Annotated in this window: 17 protein-coding genes; 8 read left to right on the top strand and 9 right to left on the bottom strand. The window is 50.1% G+C overall.

Annotated features, from left to right (window positions below; all coding sequences use genetic code 11):
- A complete protein-coding gene (locus tag SIC45_RS01710; RefSeq protein WP_298785013.1) occupies positions 1-1,218 on the bottom strand; it encodes an MFS transporter in 1,218 nt (405 codons plus the stop codon).
- Positions 1,219-1,560: 342 nt separating this feature from the next.
- Between SIC45_RS01710 and SIC45_RS01705 the strand changes: the two genes are divergently transcribed.
- Positions 1,561-3,147 (top strand): solute:sodium symporter family transporter, encoded by a 1,587-nt coding sequence (locus SIC45_RS01705; protein WP_319630852.1) that lies wholly within the window; start codon positions 1,561-1,563, stop codon positions 3,145-3,147.
- Between the two features lie 49 nt (positions 3,148-3,196).
- Here the strand turns inward: SIC45_RS01705 and SIC45_RS01700 are convergent, their stop codons facing one another.
- Positions 3,197-4,213, bottom strand: a complete 1,017-nt coding sequence (locus SIC45_RS01700) for a zinc-binding alcohol dehydrogenase family protein (RefSeq protein ID WP_319630851.1) — start codon at positions 4,211-4,213, stop codon at positions 3,197-3,199.
- 155 nt (positions 4,214-4,368) lie between these two features.
- On the opposite strand from SIC45_RS01700, the gene trhA reads away from it, so the two are divergent.
- The 4 genes from trhA (at position 4,369) to SIC45_RS01680 (ending at position 7,831) form a co-directional block, all read left to right on the top strand.
- Positions 4,369-5,016 carry a PAQR family membrane homeostasis protein TrhA gene (gene trhA, locus SIC45_RS01695; protein ID WP_298785009.1) on the top strand — a complete coding sequence of 216 codons (648 nt, stop codon included), beginning with the start codon at positions 4,369-4,371 and terminating at the stop codon, positions 5,014-5,016.
- Between the two features lie 143 nt (positions 5,017-5,159).
- Positions 5,160-6,164: an aldo/keto reductase gene (locus SIC45_RS01690; protein ID WP_319630850.1), complete on the top strand. Its 1,005-nt coding sequence runs from the start codon at positions 5,160-5,162 to the stop codon at positions 6,162-6,164.
- 178 nt (positions 6,165-6,342) lie between these two features.
- Positions 6,343-6,639: a hypothetical protein gene (locus tag SIC45_RS01685; protein ID WP_319630849.1), complete on the top strand. Its 297-nt coding sequence runs from the start codon at positions 6,343-6,345 to the stop codon at positions 6,637-6,639.
- A gap of 73 nt (positions 6,640-6,712) precedes the next feature.
- Entirely contained in the window at positions 6,713-7,831 is a 1,119-nt protein-coding gene (locus SIC45_RS01680; RefSeq protein ID WP_298785003.1) for a 5-methyltetrahydropteroyltriglutamate--homocysteine S-methyltransferase, read from the top strand.
- 54 nt (positions 7,832-7,885) lie between these two features.
- Here SIC45_RS01680 and SIC45_RS01675 read toward each other — a convergent pair whose 3' ends face one another.
- The 3 genes from SIC45_RS01675 to SIC45_RS01665 all read right to left on the bottom strand — a co-directional run bounded on the left by SIC45_RS01675 (position 7,886) and on the right by SIC45_RS01665 (position 10,534).
- A complete protein-coding gene (locus SIC45_RS01675; RefSeq protein WP_319630848.1) occupies positions 7,886-8,521 on the bottom strand; it encodes an NAD(P)-dependent oxidoreductase in 636 nt (211 codons plus the stop codon).
- Positions 8,522-8,903: 382 nt separating this feature from the next.
- Complete coding sequence (locus SIC45_RS01670) at positions 8,904-9,668, bottom strand: sulfite exporter TauE/SafE family protein (RefSeq protein WP_298784999.1); 765 nt, start codon at positions 9,666-9,668, stop codon at positions 8,904-8,906.
- Between the two features lie 137 nt (positions 9,669-9,805).
- Entirely contained in the window at positions 9,806-10,534 is a 729-nt protein-coding gene (locus SIC45_RS01665) for a VC0807 family protein (protein ID WP_319630847.1), read from the bottom strand.
- Positions 10,535-10,626: 92 nt separating this feature from the next.
- On the opposite strand from SIC45_RS01665, the gene SIC45_RS01660 reads away from it, so the two are divergent.
- Positions 10,627-11,250: a uracil-DNA glycosylase gene (locus SIC45_RS01660; RefSeq protein ID WP_319630846.1), complete on the top strand. Its 624-nt coding sequence runs from the start codon at positions 10,627-10,629 to the stop codon at positions 11,248-11,250.
- Positions 11,251-11,308: 58 nt separating this feature from the next.
- Here SIC45_RS01660 and SIC45_RS01655 read toward each other — a convergent pair whose 3' ends face one another.
- Positions 11,309-11,554: a hypothetical protein gene (locus tag SIC45_RS01655; protein ID WP_319630845.1), complete on the bottom strand. Its 246-nt coding sequence runs from the start codon at positions 11,552-11,554 to the stop codon at positions 11,309-11,311.
- Positions 11,555-11,833: 279 nt separating this feature from the next.
- Here SIC45_RS01655 and SIC45_RS01650 point away from each other — a divergent pair, with 279 nt between their 5' ends.
- Together SIC45_RS01650 and SIC45_RS01645 are read left to right on the top strand one after the other, a co-directional pair.
- Positions 11,834-12,541, top strand: a complete 708-nt coding sequence (locus SIC45_RS01650) for a Na-translocating system protein MpsC family protein (RefSeq protein ID WP_319630844.1) — start codon at positions 11,834-11,836, stop codon at positions 12,539-12,541.
- A 38-nt stretch (positions 12,542-12,579) separates the two neighbouring features.
- Positions 12,580-13,329, top strand: coding sequence for a GNAT family N-acetyltransferase (locus tag SIC45_RS01645; RefSeq protein ID WP_319630843.1), 750 nt, complete (start codon positions 12,580-12,582; stop codon positions 13,327-13,329).
- Between the two features lie 46 nt (positions 13,330-13,375).
- Here SIC45_RS01645 and SIC45_RS01640 read toward each other — a convergent pair whose 3' ends face one another.
- Genes SIC45_RS01640 through uca form a run of 3 tightly spaced genes read right to left on the bottom strand, consistent with a single transcriptional unit; the run spans position 13,376 to position 20,253 of the window.
- Positions 13,376-14,842 carry a YjiH family protein gene (locus SIC45_RS01640; RefSeq protein ID WP_319630842.1) on the bottom strand — a complete coding sequence of 489 codons (1,467 nt, stop codon included), beginning with the start codon at positions 14,840-14,842 and terminating at the stop codon, positions 13,376-13,378.
- A 42-nt stretch (positions 14,843-14,884) separates the two neighbouring features.
- The gene (atzF, locus tag SIC45_RS01635) at positions 14,885-16,624 is read right to left on the bottom strand and encodes an allophanate hydrolase (RefSeq protein ID WP_319630841.1); all 1,740 of its coding nucleotides are present in this window, start codon (positions 16,622-16,624) and stop codon (positions 14,885-14,887) included.
- Positions 16,621-20,253, bottom strand: coding sequence for an urea carboxylase (uca, locus tag SIC45_RS01630; RefSeq protein ID WP_319630840.1), 3,633 nt, complete (start codon positions 20,251-20,253; stop codon positions 16,621-16,623). Before uca ends, atzF begins: the two co-directional genes overlap by 4 nt.
- Between the last annotated feature and the right edge of the window lie 10 nt (positions 20,254-20,263).

Raw genomic sequence — 20,263 nt, 5'->3', positions numbered from 1 at the left:
CTAGTAGGAATCTGTTGCCGGTACTCCCTGTCTGCTTTCCTGTACTTCTTTTTCGCTGGAGCGAAACGACAGCCACGAAAGCATGAGACCTAAGAGCGTAATAACAGCACCGGCCATACCAATCAGCGGCAGGCTCAATCCAAGACTGATCACCATACCGCCAACCCAGGCGCCAAAGGCGTTCGCCAGGTTAAAGGCAGAGACCGCGGAAGCACTTGCGATCGAAGGCGCACCCTCTGCTGCCCGGATGACCGTTGTCTGCAGAATTGGCACTGTACCAAAGGCGCCCATACCAAGCAGAAGCACTGAAACCGGGGCGAGCCATGGGATAGTGCTCGTTAAGGTGAGCGTTGACAGAATCACGGTCAGTGAAGCCATCACGACCATCAGCGGCTTCAGCAGGGACTCGGCGTTTAAACGCCCGGAAAGCATGTTTCCAAGTACGCCACCAACGCCGAATAAAAAGAGGGAAAGCGTTATACCTGCCGGACCAAAGCCTGTTATATCCTGAAGAAGAGGCTCAATATACGTGTAGGCGGTGAAAACGCCTGAATAGCCGAACACCGTAATAGCTAGTGCAAACAATACCTGTTTTCTTTTGAAAACGCCAAGCTCTTTTCTCATGGATGTTGGTTCTTCAGCATTCATGTTTGGTACATAAAGGATGATTCCAAGCAGGCTGATAATGCCAAGTCCGGCAATACCGGCAAACACCATGCGCCAGTCAAACAAGTCTCCGATATATGCACCGAACGGCACGCCGATCATTAAGGAAATCGTCAGTCCGCCGTTAATGGCAGCCACCGCCCCCGATTTTTTCGATGGAGGGACAACTTCGCTCGCCATAACCATCGCAATGGCAAAGAACGGACCGTGCATCAATGCAGAGAAGACGCGTGCCCACAGCAGTACTGTGTAATTTGGCGCCAGGGCGCTGGCCACGCTTGAGCCGATAAACAACAGCATCAATCCAATTAATACATACTTCCTTGGAAATTTCACCAAAAGAGATATGGCAATTGGCGAGAGCACGGCGACGCCTAGTGCGTACATGCTGACAATCAGACCTGCAGCGGAAATCGTGATGCCAAAGGAGTCAGAGACATTCGATAAAATCCCCATGGCGACGTATTCAGTAGTACCGATAGCGAACGTAGAAATCATAAACATGGCAATCATCACCATTGGACGGAACGTTTGGCCATTGCGTACGATCATTGTTATCCCTCCTTGATATATTGGTTAATTAATTTTTCACTTTTTTATTCCACAACGAGTTCTTATTCTATAGGCTGGCCTTTCATACGTCTAGACTGTAAAACGCTTACGACACAAAATCGTCACATTTTTTCTATTGATTTTTTTATTTTCATCATGTAAGGGTTATCATTTCCTATTTATCAACTTTTGTATTTATATTATAAAACCATCTTTATGATGTTTTTTATACAATTCGCTTTTATCAGGGGTTTGCTCGGAAATCGCCAGGGGTAAACCTTTTTTCGTGCACGTTATTCAAAACGTTTCGACATACTTTTACAGCAGGAAAGAAGGGACATCATGTTTTCACTTTTTACATTCATACTCATTACTATCGCTATTGCCGGCTACGCTGCCTACCGGACGAAAAACATTAATATGCAGAGCCAGGAGGGATATTTTCTCGGTGGCCGCAGCCTGCTGGCGCTCACCATCGGCTCATCCACCCTGCTTGCCAATCTCTCCACTGAGCAGCTTGTCGGCCTGAGCGGCCAGACCTACACCGGCTCAATGGCTTCGATGGCCTGGGAGGTTACCACGCCGGTTGCGCTCATTTTTATGGCATTTATGTTTTTACCTAAATACTTACGGGCGGGAGTAACTACCGTTACCGAGTTTCTTGAAAAACGCTATGATCAGCGGACGAGGCAGATCGTTTCGCTGCTCATGCTGCTTGGGTTTGCGTCATCATTTCTGCCGACAGTTCTGTATTCCGGCTCGCTTGTGCTCGACCAGATATTTGATATTTCGAGTGTGCTCGGCACGAGCCAGTTTTTTACTGTTTTAATTGTTTCTGCCGGCATCGGGCTTGTCGGCATGCTTTATATAGTATTTGGCGGTCTGAAGGCTATTGCCTCTGCTGATTCACTGTACGGAGTCGGATTAATTGCCGGCGGGATTCTTATTCTCGTGCTCGGGCTCATGGCGCTCGGTAATGGCAATATGTTTAACGGAGTGGGGACGCTCACCTCAGAGCATACAGACAAGTTAAACGCCATTGATGGCAGCAATGATGCCCAGGTACCCTGGCCGACGATATTTATGGGGCTATTGTTTAACAACCTGTTTTATTTTTGTATCAATCAGGCCATTGTTCAGCGCCCGCTTGCAGCACGTAATTTGAAGGAAGGACAGAAGGGTGTCATGATTACTGCTTTATTTAAGCTGTTTGGCGCCTTCTATATTGTGCTTCCGGGCGTGATTGCCTATCACCTGTACGGCAGCAGTCTCGCCAATGGCGACGCCGCCTACCCGACGCTCGTCACCGATCTTCTGCCGCCGGTACTGACCGGCGTGTTCGCAGCTATTTTGTTTGGGGCTGTCCTGAGCTCGTTTAACGGAGGCATCAACAGCGTTATTACGCTGTTTACGCTTGACTTGTATAAACCGTTGTTTCATCCGGATGCCGATGAAGCAGCCCTCGTCCGTTCCGGGCAGCGGTTTGCCATGATTGTCGCCATTGTCTCCATCTTTATTTCGCCTTTTATTTTGTTTGCCCCTTCCGGGTTATACAATTATCTGCAGGAGATGTTTGGCTTCTTTAACACCCCCGTGCTTGCCATTATGGTCGTCGGCTTTTATACCAAAAAAGTGTCGCCGTTTGCCGCAAAGGTGGCTGTACCGGTGCACATCATTTTTTATGGTGCAAGCAAGGTCTTTATTGGAGAACTCAATTTCCTTTATGTACTGAGTGTACTGTTTCCCCTCAGCGTTATTGTCATGCTTGTTGTCGGGAAATTTAAACCGATGGAGGAGCCCTTCGAATTCAAAAATGAAGCGCCTGTGGATATGGTGCCGTGGAAATACGCCAAGCCGGCGGCAGCCGGCCTCGTTATCGGTATCGGTATTCTTTATGTAATCTTTTCCCCTCTCGGCGTCGCTTCCTGATCTCAAAAAAACGCACCGCAGCCGGCTTCGGCTGCGGTGCGTTTTTCATTTACTCCCAGTGTTCAAGAACAATTTTCCCGATCGTTTTACCTGATTCCACCCGCCGGTGTGCCTCTTTCATCTGTTCGGCATTCAACGGTGTCAGCGTATCCGTCACCGTTGGCTTGATGGTCGACTGGTCAAACAGATCAGCCAGTTCACCCAAAATGACGTGCTGGCGGATCATATCCTCCGTCTGATAGATCGACCGTGTGAACATAAACTCCCACATAAAGGCGGCGCTCTTTGCCTGCAGGTCGGTCAGCGGAAGTGGCTCCTCTGTCTCTACAATAGAACAGATGGTTCCCTGCGGACGAATACACTCAGCCATTCCTGACCAGTGCTGGGCCGTATCGGTGAAGCAGAGAATATAGTCGACCCCGTCATACCCTGCATCCTGGAGCTGCTTGAGCAAAGGCTGATGGTGATTAATCACTTTATCTGCCCCCATCTGTTCGCACCAGGCAGTCGTTTCTTCACGTGAAGCCGTTGCAACTACGTCAAGACCGGCCCATTTGGCGAGCTGAATCGCAATGGATCCGACGCCACCAGCGCCGTTTAACACGAGTACGGACGCCCCGCGGTCCCGCTCCGGTACAATTCCAATCCGGTCAAACAACGCTTCGTACGCAGTAATAGCGGTTAAAGGCATCGCGGCACTTTCGGCCATTGAAAGCTGGACAGGCCGCCTTCCCACTATCCGCTCATCCACCAGCTGATATTCCTGATTGGAGCCGGGCCGCAGATTGCTTCCTGCATAATATACTTCATCACCAGGCTGAAACAACGACGCCTCTTCACCTACTGATTCCACTATACCGGCTGCGTCAAAGCCGAGAATCTGCGGTTCTGCTTCTTCCGTTCCTTCATTTCCTCCGCGGATTTTTGTATCCACCGGGTTCACGGATACCGCCTGCACACGCACAAGCAGGTCCCGGCCCTTTGGTTCGGATTTGGCAATATCAAACATCTCAAAGCTTGTATCCTCTTCAATTGGAAGATGCTTTTTAAATCCTATTGCTTTCATTACGATCCCTTCCTTCCTTGGTTAAAGTCGCTCTGGATTCTCATACCCGCCCCATTCCATCCGGCAAACAAATCCGCGGCCATTTATGCCTGTTCGAAACCCTGAGGAAAATAAGTTATAATGAAGAAACTATTCTTAACGAAAGAAGGCGGCGTATGCAGGATCAAACCCATACATTTACCAGACGGGAGGAATTCGCTAACGCAGTCACGCACGGCATCGGCGCTCTGCTGAGTGCTGCTGCGCTTATTATTATGATTGTTTTCGCTTCCCTCAACGCTTCAGCCCTTCATGTGGTCAGCGTTTCTATTTTCGGCACGTCCATGCTTCTCTCCTACGTATGCTCCACCCTGCTTCACAGCTTTTCACCGGGCAGACTGAAGGATTTATTTGAAGTCTTTGACCACTCTGCCATCTATCTGTTTATCGCCGGCACGTACACTCCGTTTCTGTTTCATGCGCTCCACGGCACTCTGAGCTGGGTGTTATTCAGCATTGTCTGGGGCATTGCCATCATCGGCATTATTTTTAAAGCATTCTTCACTAAACGGTTTCGTATTCTGTCTACTGTGTTTTACATCGGCATGGGCTGGATCATTATTATTGCCTGGCCGGCGCTCGTGAGCGCTCTGCCCACCGGCGGCCTGCTGCTGCTTGTTATTGGAGGCGTATTGTACACCGCCGGCACCGTCTTCTATATGTGGCGGAGCTTTCCCTACCATCACGCCGTCTGGCACTTTTTTGTTCTCGCCGGCTCCTCCGCACATTTCTTTGCCGTGTTTTTTTACGTCATTCCTTTGTAATTACCATTCCCTTGTCTCCCCCGGCCTGGCCGGTGGGAGACTTTTTTACCAGCATTCCCTTATAGCATTATTCTTTGTTTGAATCATTCTTCTGCATGGGTAAAAGCTAATATTAAATACAACCCGAGTGGAGGAAATAATTAATGGAACGAATTTTATTAGGAGAAACAGATATAGAAGTGTCCCGCGTAGGCTTAGGCACATGGGCAATGGGGGGCGTAATGTGGCAGAATGAGCCGGACGGGGATGCCGCAGTGAAAACGGTCCGGCAGGCGATCGATTCAGGGATTACGACGATTGATACAGCACCGGATTACGGGCTCGGAAACTCCGAAGCGTTTATCGGCAAAGCATTAAGCCAGGCCGGTATCGCAAGGGATCAGGTACAGCTGTTTGGAAAGCCCGGCGTTAACTGGAACGAAAATAAAGAGCTTTTCCGGGACATGCGCCCGGATAAAGTAGAAACGGAAATAGATAACACACTGCGTCGTTTGAACACGGATTATTTAGATTTATATCAAATTCACTGGCCCGATCATGAAACCGGTATGGAACAAATGGGAGAAGTAATGAACAGGCTTTATGAAAAAGGAAAAATACGCGCTGTTGGTGTAAGCAATTTCACTCCGGACGAGATGGAAGAATTACGCCGGTACGTGCCGCTGCATACCACGCAGAATCAGTACAATATGTTCCAGCGGGAACTAAAGCCATGGTTTGAATATGCAGAGCGCAATCATATTGCCGGCATTACCTGGGGCACGTTCGCCCACAGCCTTCTGACCGGCAAGGTGGATGCCCAAAGCACGTTTACAAATGAAGACATTCGCGCGAGTCTGCCTTTGTACCAGAACAACAGCAGAAACTACTATTTGGCAGCCGTCAGAGAGCTGCAGGAGTTTGCTCACGAGCGAAACAAAACGATCGCCCAGCTTGCAGCACGATGGACGCTTGAAAATCCCGGCATCAGCATGTGCCTCTGGGGAGCAAGGACTCCGGAACAGATTAAGGAAGCCGAGGGCGTCGACGGCTGGATACTTGATCAGGAGGAAATGGAGCATATTGAAGATATTCTCGCTAAACACGTTCCTTCGCTTCAGGACAATCAATTAAATATTTATGCTCCGCCTGAACGTTCAGACGTATAGCTTTCATTTGCAAACAAAAACAATCTACCGCAAACGAATCCGCCTAAAATTGGGCGGGTTCTTTTTACATTACATAATGCTGCAGCTATTTTCCGGACTAAGCGCAGTAAAACCTCATGCCTGGCCGAATATTAATTTGTTATAATAGATACAAATTACGTCAAAGGGATGTTTTTGCTTGCCAACACGCGCCCACACCTATATTAATTATGCTCTCGCTGTTCTGGCTGTCTACGCCGTGCTGCTTATGATCCGGCTTTTTTTCACCTCCAGCGAGCTTCTTGCCTACATTACCCACCCTCTTGTCCTAATTCTTCCTGTCAGCCTCACAGTGGCAGGGCTGAGGTATTTCATTGTTTACACCGAAGAGAAAAATAAAAAACGCTACCTCTATTCGCTGATCGCTGGAAGCATCGCTCTGTTTCTTTTATTTTTATTGTTTTTATATATTATTTCACGGCTCGTTTCTCTCTGAAGCAATTTACTTCTATTCAAAATTTTGATAAGCTTCAAGATATTTCATCAATGGTTTTTAAAGGAGAGAGAGTATGGCACAATCAGCATCCTGGCGGACAAAAGCTCCCTACCGGGCAGACCAGGTAGGAAGCCTTTTGCGTACTGCCGCTATTAAAGAAGCACGGGAAAACTATGCGAATGAATCCATTTCCGCAGACGAGCTGCGCCGTGTAGAGGATAAAGAAATCGAGCGCATCGTTCAGAAGCAAAAAGAAACAGGGCTTCAGGCTGTCACAGATGGAGAGTTCCGCCGCGCCTGGTGGCACTTTGACTTTCTTGAAGATTTAATTGGCGTGGAGGCCTACGATAAAGACTCGGGTATACAGTTTGAAGGCGTGCAGACGAAGGCCCGCGGTATTAAAGTGACCGGGAAAATTGATTTCAGCGATAAGCACCCGATGCTCGAGGATTTCCGGTACCTTCATCAGATCACCGGGAGCACCGAGGCAAAATTTACGATCCCAAGTCCGAATATGCTGCACCTTCGAAGCGAGATTGAAACCGACCTTTACAGCGGCCCGGGGGACATGATCGAAGACCTGGCGAAGGCGTATCAAAAAGCAATTCAGGCGTTTTATGATGCTGGATGCCGCTACCTGCAGCTCGACGACACATCTTGGGCATACCTGTGCTCCGAGGAACAGGTGGAGCGGATGAACCAGGAGGGCACCGACCATCGTTCCCTGGTCGAACGCCATGCACGCGCGGTCAATGAAGCCATTGCTTACAAGCCGGAGGATATGACGATTACAATGCACATCTGCCGGGGCAATTTCCGTTCCACGTGGATCTCTTCCGGCGGCTATGAGCCGGTAGCTGATATTTTGTTTGGCAGCGTCAACGTGGACGGCTTTTTCCTCGAGTATGACAGCGACCGTGCCGGTGATTTCCAGCCGCTCCGCTTCATTAACCGCGAGGACGTGCAGGTCGTGCTCGGCCTGATCACCTCCAAAAGCGGAGAGCTTGAAAACGCGGAGGACGTGAAAGCAAGAATCATGGAAGCCTCTGAGTATGTTCCGCTTGAGCAGCTGTGCCTGAGCCCGCAGTGCGGATTCGCATCGACAGAGGAAGGCAACGTTCTTACTGAAGACGAACAGTGGAAAAAGCTCGAGCACGTCGTAGCCATCGCAAAAGATGTATGGCAGGGATAATACAGAATAAAAAAAGCAGGACCGAAAAAACTTCGGCCCTGCTTTTTAGCGTATTTAGTTGCTTAATACAGGAGCTTCCCTGGAAAAGTCACTCGTTTCAAGCTGTTCGTACAGAAAATCCACCAGCGTCTGGCGGTAGAGAGTGTTTTTCAGATCATGCCGGCCGGGATAGCCTACGGTGGGCGCGTTTTCGCCGGAAGGCTTATCGGAAAGCACTGGCACCCGCACCAGGGTCCAGTCCAGATTTGACTGTCGGATAATATCAGCGGCATTCGCATTTTCATTTGAGCCTTTAAACTTCGCCACTTTCCATCCCGCGGTGAGCAGACTGAATCGCTTGGACGCGCCGTCCTTCGGGATTTTTACATCCGAGCTCGTGACTGCCACGAGACGGCTGATGTTTCGCTCCTGCATCGCATTCACGATGTGGGACATGCCTGTACTGAGAGGCGTTCCCTTCGCCGCTTCCTTGCGTCCGAGCAGGCTGACCACTGCGTCAGCGCCCTTTAGGGAGTCATAAACGTTCTGGTAATTCGTAATTTTTCCTTCATGAACAGTTAAATTTTCGTTATCAATTAATAATTTTTCCGGCTGGCGGGCATAAACCACTACCTCGCTGCCCTCTTTTAATGCTTTTCGAACAAAACGTTTTCCGGTATTGCCCGTCGCACCAAATACAACTATTTTCATATTGGTTCCCTCCTACTTGTTCACACTGCATCTTCCATTGTACCGGAGATGCAGGGCAAACCCAACCGTAGTCGGGCAACCATAAATAAAAGGAGAGCGATTGAGGCCCCGGTTGCTCAATCGCTCTCCTTTATATCCATCGATGTCTTAATCTGCTGCCAAAATCATTCATCCAGCTTTTATGACAGCATTGCCTCCCGCTCCAAAAAGCCAAAGTTCCGATGGATGGAACAGATAATTTCTCAGAATCAGAGAGCGATAAAGAGCACAGCTATGATGCTCTTGTTTAGAAGCTACTTAGTTTACGCACAAAGCTTTCAAATGGATCACTTTTTAAAAAAAAATTTAAAAGAAAATAAAAAAGCCTTCGTTTGAAGACTTTTTACATTAAATAATCCCAGGCATTTTTGGCAATTAAAGCAATAGTCACGATGATAAACAGCATCTTCACGTAGGCCGAGCCTTTTTTAATGGCAACATTTGCCCCGACGTATGCGCCAGCAATCATAGCGATCCCCATTGGCAGACCGTACGCGTAATGTATCGAATCAAACCAGATAAACGCAAGCAGTCCGCCAATGTTACTTGCAAAATTCAGCACTTTGGCGTTTCCGGCAGCTTCGACAAAGTTAAAACCGAGAAAAATAAAGGCAAACAGCAAAAATGAGCCCGTCCCAGGCCCAAGAAAGCCGTCGTAAAATCCGAGGACTACAGCGATAAGTGCGCCGACGAGCCACACCTTCCGGGTTATGCTCTGAAAGGTGGACAGGGTGCCCAGATTTTTGTTCGCAAGCGTATAAATTGTTACGACGACAAGCAAAATTAAAATGATCGGCTCCAGAATATCCGGCGGGATCCGCTGCACGACGATGACGCCGAGGACCGACCCCACAAACGCCAGGGGAAAAAGCGTAAACACAAGACGTTTATTAATCTGCCCGTGCCGGAGAAAGGAAATCATGCTCGTGCCGGAGCCCATGGTGCCCGCGAGCTTATTCGTACCAAGCGCCGTCTGCGGTGACATGCCGGTAAAAAGAAGCGCCGGCATGGCAATCAGCCCGCCCCCGCCAACTACCGCATCGACAAACGCAGCGAGAAAACCGATCACAATCAAAAACAATAAAATCGATAATGAAAACTCATCCATATGTATGCAGCCCGCTTTCTGTAATAACCAAAGATCTCCCTGCTATTTTACCGATTTCCGGCGATCATTTCCACCCGTTTCCATCCGTCGGTGCTTCACGCCTGACAAACTAAAAAAGCAGCCATTCGCGGCTGCTTTTACGTTCTTTGATCAGATGTTTTTTCCCGCTCGTTTTCCGGCGCTTCGTCCTTTGCTTCGTTGTCCTTCTCTTCGTTTTCGCGATTCTGGCCGGTGTTTGTGATTTCCCCGGCATCGATGCCGTCTTCATGCAGCCACTTGGCAATAAAGATAAACCCGACAACGGCAATAAAGCTCATGGTCCACGAAAGCACCTGCCGCAGAATAATCCCTTCATCGAAGGCTTCCACACCGTAGCTCTGCACAAGCCAGATTTTAACGAACGCGAGAATAAATTCCCGGAGAGCGAAAAAAAGCGTAATCGCCTGAAATACCCATAAGTATTTGCGTACGTAAAACTGCTTTTTCAGCTGCTTACGGTCTCCGCCCTGCAGCTCCATAAAATCGACGGTGAAAAAGAGCCAGATCGGCCGCATAAAAATGACGGTTAAAATAAAAAAGGCACCCATAACAAAATCGTAGTAAATATTATTCCACAAAAGCTGTAATCCGCCGCCGGCAATAAGATCGAGAACAGTGCCGATGATCAGGGTAGCAATCATATAAATCCCGAACGTATTTACCTTTTTCAGCAGTACGAAGCGATATACTGTATATATTATCCCCGGTACCGAGGATATAAGCATCGCTATATAATCACCTGTATAGTCCCGCGCCATGTTCCAGATGAAGATTGGAAAGACGACGTAAAAAATAATGTCAAACCACATAATGTGCTTCTGCTGCACACGCCCCACCTCCTTTATCTATCCTATCACAAGTATAGAATATTTCGCGCCCGGGTATAGAAAAGTCAGGACATACGCAGGAGAGGATACATGTGCTTCCAAAAACCGCAGTGAAAGAGGCGAAAAAAAGAATGGAAGGCCATCAGTGTGAGAGCTTTCTCGACGGGCCAAATCCGCCCGATCCTTTGATTATGATGATCGGCGAAGCGCCGGGGGAAACAGAAATTACAGGCGGCGGCCCGTACGACGGACGTGCCGGCAGGCAGTTTCTTTCCTATCTGGAGCTTCTTCCATATCCGGTGGAAGACATCTACGTTACCCGAACGGTCAAAAGTCGTCCGTACCGCTGGAGCCACACGCCATCAGGTGTCCCGCGCAAATACAACCGGACACCGAACCAAAAGGAAATTATGGCTCATGCACCGCTTCTGGATTGGGAGATCCGCTCGGCTGCGCCTAAAATTATCTGTCCCATGGGGCGCACCCCTTACTGGCGGCTTTTGGGCTATTTTCCACCTATGCCGGATGTTGCCGGCAAACAATTTACTTCATCTGTCAGGCAGGTGAGCGCTTCAGGGGAAGGGTACATATGGAGCCGGGAGCATTATCTGATTTTCCCTCTGTATCATCCGGCAGCGAGCCTGTATAACCGCTCGCTCGAAGCCGTGATCCGAAAGCATTTCTGCAGCCTCAACCGCCTCCTTTCCAAGCTCTGACAGCCCCGCATATTTTCTTTCCCCTTTCTATGTTATAGTGACTGGGTGCAATAATGCATTACACACGCATATTTTCCCGTGCGTATTCATGATGGAGAAGTTCGGAAAATTCGGGTAATTCAGATACTACGGTAATGATCCACTCCTGCATCCAGTAGCTTTTCACGGCATTGTACAGTTCGGCATTGTCACAGCAGAGATAAATCATGTATCCTTTTTTCTTTAAATAATCCAGGTCTGTTTCCCACCCGACAATGACTTCACTTAATTTTCTATTGCACCAATACGCGTACCGAAGCTCCATATTTTCCCTCTCCTCCAGAAGTTAGTGAAATAAAAAGCCAGCACCAAGAAAGCTCTTGATACTGGCTGTGAAGAAAAAGCGCTCCGTCTTTTCTCATGCGGCCGTTGGTACAGATATTTTTACATTACTGCTTTCGTTTACGGGAAACGTCACAAACCGTTGGCTGTGCTTCCAACAGTCATATTATTAATATATTAAAATTATCATATAAATAATGAAATATCCACCTTTTTTATGATATATATTATAAAAATTTAACAATAAAGGAGAATTCCAGTGATGGATATTCAAACAAAACAAAAGGACATCGCAAGCTACGTCGGCCGGCTGCTCCGGGACTCTTTCGGCAGAGGGCCTCAGGCCGCCTATGTGACTCTCGGAGAGACACACGCCATCATTTTCCTGCGCGAATTCATGTCTTCGATCGAAGAGCATCTGCTTGAAGACAAGGGCCCCGAAGCCGTGCATGAACTCCGGGAAAGCATGATGAAAACAATTATTCCCGAAGTGAAGCGCTATGTGGAGAGCACGACCGGCATCGAATTAAACGAGCTGTTTTACGACTGGAACATGGAACGCCGCTCCGGTGTCATTATCGGGTTAAAGCCCGAATCCTATCAAAAAGCTGGTGAGAACTCCGAACCAATCGAAAAAGAATATCCAAACAAACAAAAGCTTGAGCAGGTGATCAGGGAAACAAGCAACAAAGCTGAACGCGTGCCCGACGACGTTTCCTCAGTCCAGGTGAACAACCGGACGACGCTGATTGTCCGGACCGGTATCCTTGTCCCTATCGAGAAGCGGCTGATTGCTCTTGGTTACGATAATGTCTTAAAAATTGCCAAGCGCGAGCTCGAAAAAGAATTATTTATGGAAGAAGATCTCTTCACCGAGCTGTTAGGGGCAAAGGTGGAGGACATCTTTATCGACTGGAATTTTGAAAAAGACAAAAGTACAATTATTATCGTGACAACTCCCTCAAAATAATATTTGTCTTTATTATAAGATTGAAAGGCCTGATACCCGTGCTTCCTATTACGTTTCACCACGTGCATACCCCTGGGACGCTCATCGAAGACCACCGCAATTACCGTCACTACCATTCCGAAAAATGGAAGGATCACTTCGACAGCAATTTTATTTCATTTAAACAGATACCGGCGCCTGATTACTTTCAGGAGATCGAAGCCTACCTGCGCGACTTTCACAGTACCCGGGGCTTAAAGCATTTAAAATTCCATTTCCCTCCAAATACAGAGTTATCGCAGGCGTTAAATCAGTATCTGCACAGCGCCCTCTATGATGTAAGCATTATGGAGCTGTATGCCATCCGGCCTGAGGACTTTCCGCGAAAAGCTGCCCCTGAAGGATGCGATATCCAGCTTGTCGATGTTGAAAACCTGCCCGCATTTCTCGCTATGCAGCTTGAGCAGGATCTCCCTCTCGGCGAAGCGTACGCCGCCCAAAAGCAACACATGCTCGAGCAGCAGTTTCATGATGCTTCGTTTATCCAGCTGATCGCCTACTACCACGGCCGTCCGGCCGGCTTCGTGGAACTGATTGCCGGCGACCATGCCGTCGAAATGGATAACCTGTTTGTGCACGATGAGCTGCAACGAAAAGGCATTGGCCACGCCCTGCAGCAGTTTGCCATGAATCTATTCCCAGGTAAAGCAATCTTTCTTGTGGCGGATCAGGAGGACACTCCCCGCGACATGTACCGCATGCAGAATTACGAACGGCTCAACTTTCAGTACACCGCTATTTTTCAATAATATAGGTGCATAAAAAAGACGCCCGCTAAAGGCGTCTTTTTTATAATCAGTACATCATATGCATAAACAAAGCAATAATGGGAATGGCGATTAAGGTGCGCTGAAAAAAGCAGACCACCAGTTCCCAGAGCTTTACCGGCATCCTCGTTGCTTTAATGACGACAATCGATTCAGAGAAGAATACGATCTGTACCAATGAGAGCGTCGTTACAAAATAAATTGCTCCCGTTTCAAGTGCCGCTAAATCTCCTGCGATTAATAGTACCGGCAGAAACATTTCGGCAATACCTACGGGGATCGATGGTGCGATCATCGCCGCGTTAGGCACACCGAGAATATTTAAAAGCGGGATAAACGGCATGCCCAGCCAGTTAAACAAGGGAGTATACTGAGCGACAATCAAACCGGTAATGCCGATGGAAGCAAGCATTGCCACCACCCGCGGAAGCACACCAAGTGCTCCCGCCACACTCGCCTTCATTTCCGAGCCAAGCGGTCTGGCTGCTTCAGCTCTTTTGGCCGCACGCTGAAAGCCGCGCGGAATAATGCCAAACTCAAACTTCGCCTCGCCCTGTCTCTCTTCCTCTGTCTGCTCCCGTCCGTCAAAATAAACGTCGGGCTGCTTCGACAGGGGCGGAATCCGGATCATAAAGAAGGAAATAATAAACGCAATCAGCATACCGGAAAAGTATACCTGCAGAAAATCCTGGCTTAACTCTGCTGTGTTAATGACAAGCACTGCAAATCCGACACTGACTGCACTGAAGCTTGTAGCAATCGCTATTGCCTCGCGCTTTGTATAAACATTCATCCGGTACAGACTGCTTGTAATTAAAATAGCCACAGAAGACGAACTGACAAAAGAAGAAATAGCGTCTATCGTGCTTTTACCAGGCACCTTAAACAGCGGACGCATGACCGGCTCCAGTATCGAGCCGATAAAATCAAGCGCTCCGTAATTTAACAGCAGCGGCATAAACACAGCCGCCAGTGGAATGATCCAGCCAACGGTAAGCACAATCGAAGGGATAATTGTTCCGCCTGTATCCGGTCCCACCATCCATTCCGGGCCGGTGAATCCGGCAAAGCTGTCGTGAAGAGCGTACACTGACATAAAGACTGCTCCCAGTACGTAGAAGAAAATATGCACACCTGTGTCGCCCCCGTAGTAATCCAACAGCCGTCCGCTGCGCTCTGGAAAGAGCTTCACGTAAATGCTCGTTACGGCATTGGCGAGTACCATAACCGTGAACAGCCACAAGCTGAAAGGCACAGAAAGGTTCAAAAGAAAGTTATACAAGTAGCCGAATACGACATCAGTCTCCCCGTCCACTACTACCGGAACAAAGAAAACAATTACAGCAATGGAGGTCAGCAGAAATGATTTGATCAATCCTTTTCTCAGCTGCCCCCGGCTGATTTTCTGTTTATCCAGTTCCTTTCCCTCGAGCGGTGCTGTGTCTCCAGGATTCTTTTCCATATGGTCCAAATCCTCGTCAGCTATGTTCTTCATTTTCATGCTCCTCCCTGCGAAACATTTTACCTAATTGGCTTTTTACATCGATGATTTGGCCGCCTCTGCGTTTTTCCATCCTTTGAAGGAGCTGATGTCTTCTCCTTTGGCACTGCTTTCGCAAATAAAGCCCATAACGTCGCGTCCATCGTTCAGCCTGACCGTGCCGATGCCTAACGGAGCAGGAATCTTTGCAGCAAATTTCCCTATCTCTTCGATTGGCATCCGCCACAGTTCAACGTCAATTTCTTCTCCCGCCTCTTCCCTTATTAAGCCGGGCTTGGCCGGTTCGCTGTTCAGGCGTATCAGTTTATATTCCGGGGCCGTGGACGCTTCTTCCACGAATTCAGCACGGCGTTCGGTCATCTGTTTTTCAAGTGGAAAACCTCTCATGTGAAGCCCGCATACGGCAATCAGCTTTTCGGCTGGTTCTTCCGGCAGAGAAAGCTCTGTCTGCTGCCAGCTTTCCGCCGCCCCCATCAGCAGATTTTCTGCATCTGAACGACTGAACAGCGTTACGCCAAATGGGATTTCCGGTGCTGCTTCTCCGGCAGGCAGGGCGATCGCGCTCATATCAAGCAGATTGCAGTGATTCGTATATTTGCCCATGTCGCTGTTTGTCTGTACCGGGTCTTTTTGGACCTGTTCTCTTGTCCACGTTCCTCCACATGTCGGAAGTACAAGCACATTATTTTCAAGCCACTGCCCGGTGTGGTGCTTAATTTCCTGCAGCCGGTGCCTCGCCTCGAACAGCTCTGCTGCCCCATATGCCCTGCCCTCTCCTTTGGAAAGTACTTTTTCGGTTACCGGGAATACGTCGCCGCGGTGCTTTTCTACAAATGTGCCAAGTGCCGCCCATCGTTCAGCAATCCAGGGGCCATCGTACAGTACTACTGCTGCTTCACTTAGTATGGAGGTATCCACATAGGACACCTCCTCCGGCCCTTCTTCAAGCTGCTTGACTGTTTTTTTCCATGCCTGCCGGTAGTCCTCTTCATATGGCCCGTAAAATTCCGGTTCTTCTTCCGGCAGCAGCCATTTTTTCGGTTTTTGCTTCTTTAAACCCCCAAACGGCTTCGACCAGGGATCATTCAGGTCGACACCCCGGGCAGCCTGATCCACAAGGGGAATATCATTTATCTCCCAGGCGAATACCGTCACACAGTCCAGGCTTTCACATGCCGGCACGACGCCGGCGATCGGCCAGGCGCCAAGGGATGATTTCCACCCGATCATCCCATGCAGCGCAGCCGGAACCCGCCCGGAGCCTGCCGTATCTGTACCTAGGGAAAAGGCAGCCAGACCGCACGCTACCGCTACGGCAGAGCCTGCACTTGACCCGCCGCTGATCAATTCATCCTTCTGGCCGTTATGCGTTTCTCCGTAGGGACTCCGTGTGCCGACGAGCCCTGTCGCAAACTGATCCAGATTCGTTTTCCCAACCGGAATGGCGCCGGCGTCGACGAGACGCTCCACTACGGAGGCGTGCTTGTCCGGAGTATAGGTGTAGGCTTCGCACCCAGCCGTCGTCGGCCATCCCGCTACGTCGATATTATCCTTCACAGCAAATGGTATGCCCCACAGCGGCAGCTCCTCCGGCGAAAATGCGGCCAGCCGGTCAATATACGGCTGGATCCGCTCCCTGGAAGGAGGGAGAATCCAAATGTTTTTGTGCTTATATTTCCCGGCCCTTTCGAGAATGCTGTCCACCACTTCCCCGGGGTCTGCACTTTTGCTTCGATAAGCCGCTAACAGCTCCTGCACCGTCAAATGCTCTGTCATGTAACCGACACCCCGCTTTCTTTTTCTGCACGCAGGCCGACGATTAACTGACCTGCCTGCACCTCATCTCCGGGCTCTACATGTATGGAAGCCACATATCCCGCTTCGGGAGACTGCTGCGGAAATTCCATTTTCATGCTTTCCTCAATGACCAGCACGTCGCCTTTGTTCACGTATTGTCCTTCCGTCACTTCGACCTTCCATACACTTCCCGGCATTGAGCAGCGGACCGCTGTCTCATCTGCTGGCAGCTCTTCTTCAGGTGCTTCTGCATTTCCGCTGTCATCCTCTACATGCTCTGCAATGCCCTGCTCTTTCCAGCGTTCACGCTCTGCCTGAAAGGCTGCCTGCTGATTTTCTTTAAACGCTGCAGCACTTTCCTGAATCGACTCCTGAAATGCCAGGTATTCGCCCAGATCGAAGGTGGTCTCTGTAATATCTGCTTCAAACCGGCCGCGCAGGAAGTCTTCCCGCAGGTCCGTCAGTTCTTCATGCGAAACCGGGTAATACTGAATCTGGTCGAAAAAGCGGAGCAGCCACGGTTTTCCGGGCTCAAAGCTTTCCGTTGCCTGCAGCCGGTTCCACATCTGGATCGTCCGGCCGACAAACTGATAGCCGCCCGGCCCTTCCATGCCGTACACGCACATATATGCTCCGCCTATGCCCACAGCGTTCTCCGGCGTCCATGTCCGTGCCGGGTTGTATTTGGTCGTAACGAGCCGGTGTCTTGGATCTGTCGGTGTGGCAAGCGGCGCTCCGAGGTACACATCGCCAAGGCCAAGCACCAGATAATTTGCGTCGAATACTATCTGCTTTACGTCTTCAATGCTTTCGAGACCGTTAATGCGCCGGATAAATTCCAGATTATCCGGACACCACGGAGCATCCGGCCGCACATTCTGCTGATAGCGTTCTGTGGCAAGCTGTACAGACGGGTCATTCCATGAGAGCGGAAGCTTTACAATCCGTGAAGGCACCTGTATCGACTCCAGCGGCGGAAGATCCTCGTCAATGCGAAGCACATGCTCGGAGGCCTTCTGGACTGTCATCTGCAGCGGATCAATGTGAATCTGCAGGGAGCGTACACCCGGCGTCATTTCAATAACCGGAAGCACACCTTCTTTTTCGATCGCCTCCATAAGCACCTGTACCTGAAAACGAAGCTTCAAATCCAGCTCCATTTCGCCGTATTCCACCAGCAGATACTCATCCCCGCTCATGCGGACGGTGATAGGAAACCGGCGGCCCTCCCGTTCATTGACGAGCAACGGGTATTCTGGATCCAGAACGTCATTTTCCTTTGGCAGCGTAACTGCTTCTGCCGTCCGTCCTGCTCTTACGTATTCGATCAGCCGCTCCTGCGTTTGACGGAGATCATTAGCTTCCTCAATCGTCAGCAGCTGAAAATGCACCTTGTCTCCAGGCTGCAGCTGGCCGATTTTCCAAAACTCCGCAGAAGCAGTTGTCACCGGGCAGACGAAGCCTCCCAGGCTTGGGCCGTCCGGACCGAGCAGAATTGGCATGTCTCCTGTTAAATCAAGCGTTCCAACCGCGTAGGCATTATCATGAATATTGGACGGGTGCAGGCCCGCTTCTCCCCCGTCTTCGCGGGTCCAGACCGGTGCAGGGCCAATCAGGCGCACCCCGGTCCGGGAGCTGTTAAAGTGCACTTCCCATTCTGCTTCTGCCAGCTGCTGCAAATATTCCGGCTGCAGAAATTCCTGCGTGCAGTGCGGGCCGGGGATCATACCGATCGTCCACTCCCTTTTTAATTCCGGACGCGCGTCCGCAGCAAGCGACTGCTGCTTCTGGCTGTCCGTACTGCCCCGGACGCCAAGGACATCTCCCGGGCGCAGGGCTCGTCCAGCATGTCCGCCAAACTCCCCAAGGGTGAACGTAGAGGAACTTCCAAGCACCTTCGGTTTATCAAATCCCCCTTCAACCAGCAGGTAGGTTCTCATGCCTTCGGTTGTTTTTCCAAACGTCAGTGTCTGGCCTTTTTTCGCCTCCACCGTTTCATATAAGGCAACGGCTTCACCTTCAAGAGTGGCGCCCATGTCACCGCCGGTAACACAGAACGTGAGATCATCCCGGAAAACATAGGACCCTCCCTGCAGGGTCAGCTCCAGGCCGCTCGCGTCTTCCGAATTATTCAACAGTGCATTGCCAAGCCTGAAAGCGAAAGGGTCCATTGGTCCGCAGGGCGGAACGCCGACATCCCAGTGACCGGTTCTTCCCGGAACGTCCTGCACAGTCGTCTGAACCCCCCCGTCCAGCACCTCCAGTGCTTTTTCCGCCGGGTCGAAATCATTCAGCAGGCGGGTGAACACTCGCCCTTCCCGTACACGGGGCTCCTGCAGGAGCCCGCGGACGTACTGACGGTTTGTGGTGACTCCGTAAAAACGGGTTTCTTCAAGCGCCTCATACAGCTTATCAAGCGCAGTCTCCCGGCTTTCGGCATGAACGATGATCTTGGCCAGCATCGGGTCGTACAGCGTCGTTGTCTCTACACCGTTTTGGATCCACGTTTCATTTCTCGCCTGCTCCGACAGCAGCACGTGGTCGATATGGCCTGCGCTCGGGCGGAAATCACGGCCGCAGTCCTCGGCGTACACCCGGGCCTGAATACTGTGCCCTGATGATGCAGGCACCTTCGCCGCAAGATTATCCCAGCTGCCGGCTGCTTCTTTTACCATCCATTCCACCAGGTCAATGCCGAGCACTTCCTCTGTCACTCCGTGCTCTACCTGAAGCCGCGTGTTCACTTCCAAAAAGTAAAATTCGCGTTCGTCTGGATCGTATAAGAATTCGACCGTGCCGGCGCTTCTGTACCCTGACGTTTCCGCCAGACGCTCGGCGGCCTGCCACATCGCTTTTCTTGTTTCTTCTGTAATATTCGGTGCAGGGGTTTCTTCCACCACTTTTTGATTTCTCCGCTGCAGCGAGCAGTCCCGCTCCCCTAAAGCGACAACTTCCCCGCTTTGATTGCCAAAGATCTGAACTTCAATGTGACGGGCGCTTGGAATGTATTTTTCCAGAAACATGCCGCCATCGTTAAAGTTTGCCTCCGCCAGGTGCTTGACGCCTTCATACGAATCGAGCAGCGACGCTTCATTTTCACAGATCCGCATGCCGATGCCGCCTCCGCCAGCCGTACTTTTTAAAATGACCGGATAGCCGATGTCCGCTGCCTGCGCCGCCGCTTCTTCCCGGCTATCCAAAAGATCTGTGCCCGGAAGCAGAGGAACACCCGCTTCTTTCGCAGCGGCACGGGCTGTGTGCTTCAGCCCGAACAGCTCCATCTGCTCCGGCTCCGGTCCGATAAACGTAATGTTCTGCTTCGCACATTCGCGTGCAAAATCAGCATTTTCACTCAGAAAGCCGTACCCGGGATGAATCGCGTCCGCTCCTGTTTCAATCGCTGTTTCCAGAATCTTTTTTTCATTCAGGTAGCTTTCCTGCGGAGCCCCTTCACCGATGTTTACTGCTTCATCGGCGTGTGCCACGTGCAGACTGTCGCGATCCGCCTTCGTGTACACAGCTACAGACGGAATATTTAATTTTTTTAATGTTCTTTCAATTCTGACAGCAATCGCTCCACGGTTTGCAATGAGTACCTTTTGAAACATTCAGTCTCTC

Source organism: Marinococcus sp. PL1-022, from assembly GCF_033845285.1.
Taxonomy (GTDB): domain Bacteria; phylum Bacillota; class Bacilli; order Bacillales; family Marinococcaceae; genus Marinococcus.
Note: the sequence above shows the minus strand (reverse complement) of the source record. Positions and strands in the feature narration are given on the sequence as shown.

Bases quoted from the DNA above. Each gene is read 5' to 3' on its own strand.
- atzF (WP_319630841.1), bottom strand. From the start codon at position 16,624: ATGACAGAGCATTTGACGGTGCAGGAGCTGTTAGCGGCTTATCGAAGC.
- SIC45_RS01690 (WP_319630850.1), top strand. From the start codon at position 5,160: ATGGAACGAATTTTATTAGGAGAAACAGATATAGAAGTGTCCCGCGTA.
- SIC45_RS01680 (WP_298785003.1), top strand. From the start codon at position 6,713: ATGGCACAATCAGCATCCTGGCGGACAAAAGCTCCCTACCGGGCAGAC.
- SIC45_RS01675 (WP_319630848.1), bottom strand. From the start codon at position 8,521: ATGAAAATAGTTGTATTTGGTGCGACGGGCAATACCGGAAAACGTTTT.
- SIC45_RS01670 (WP_298784999.1), bottom strand. From the start codon at position 9,668: ATGGATGAGTTTTCATTATCGATTTTATTGTTTTTGATTGTGATCGGT.
- SIC45_RS01640 (WP_319630842.1), bottom strand. From the start codon at position 14,842: ATGAAGAACATAGCTGACGAGGATTTGGACCATATGGAAAAGAATCCT.
- trhA (WP_298785009.1), top strand. From the start codon at position 4,369: ATGCAGGATCAAACCCATACATTTACCAGACGGGAGGAATTCGCTAAC.
- SIC45_RS01650 (WP_319630844.1), top strand. From the start codon at position 11,834: ATGGATATTCAAACAAAACAAAAGGACATCGCAAGCTACGTCGGCCGG.
- SIC45_RS01710 (WP_298785013.1), bottom strand. From the start codon at position 1,218: ATGATCGTACGCAATGGCCAAACGTTCCGTCCAATGGTGATGATTGCC.
- SIC45_RS01705 (WP_319630852.1), top strand. From the start codon at position 1,561: ATGTTTTCACTTTTTACATTCATACTCATTACTATCGCTATTGCCGGC.
- SIC45_RS01655 (WP_319630845.1), bottom strand. From the start codon at position 11,554: ATGGAGCTTCGGTACGCGTATTGGTGCAATAGAAAATTAAGTGAAGTC.
- uca (WP_319630840.1), bottom strand. From the start codon at position 20,253: ATGTTTCAAAAGGTACTCATTGCAAACCGTGGAGCGATTGCTGTCAGA.
- SIC45_RS01700 (WP_319630851.1), bottom strand. From the start codon at position 4,213: ATGAAAGCAATAGGATTTAAAAAGCATCTTCCAATTGAAGAGGATACA.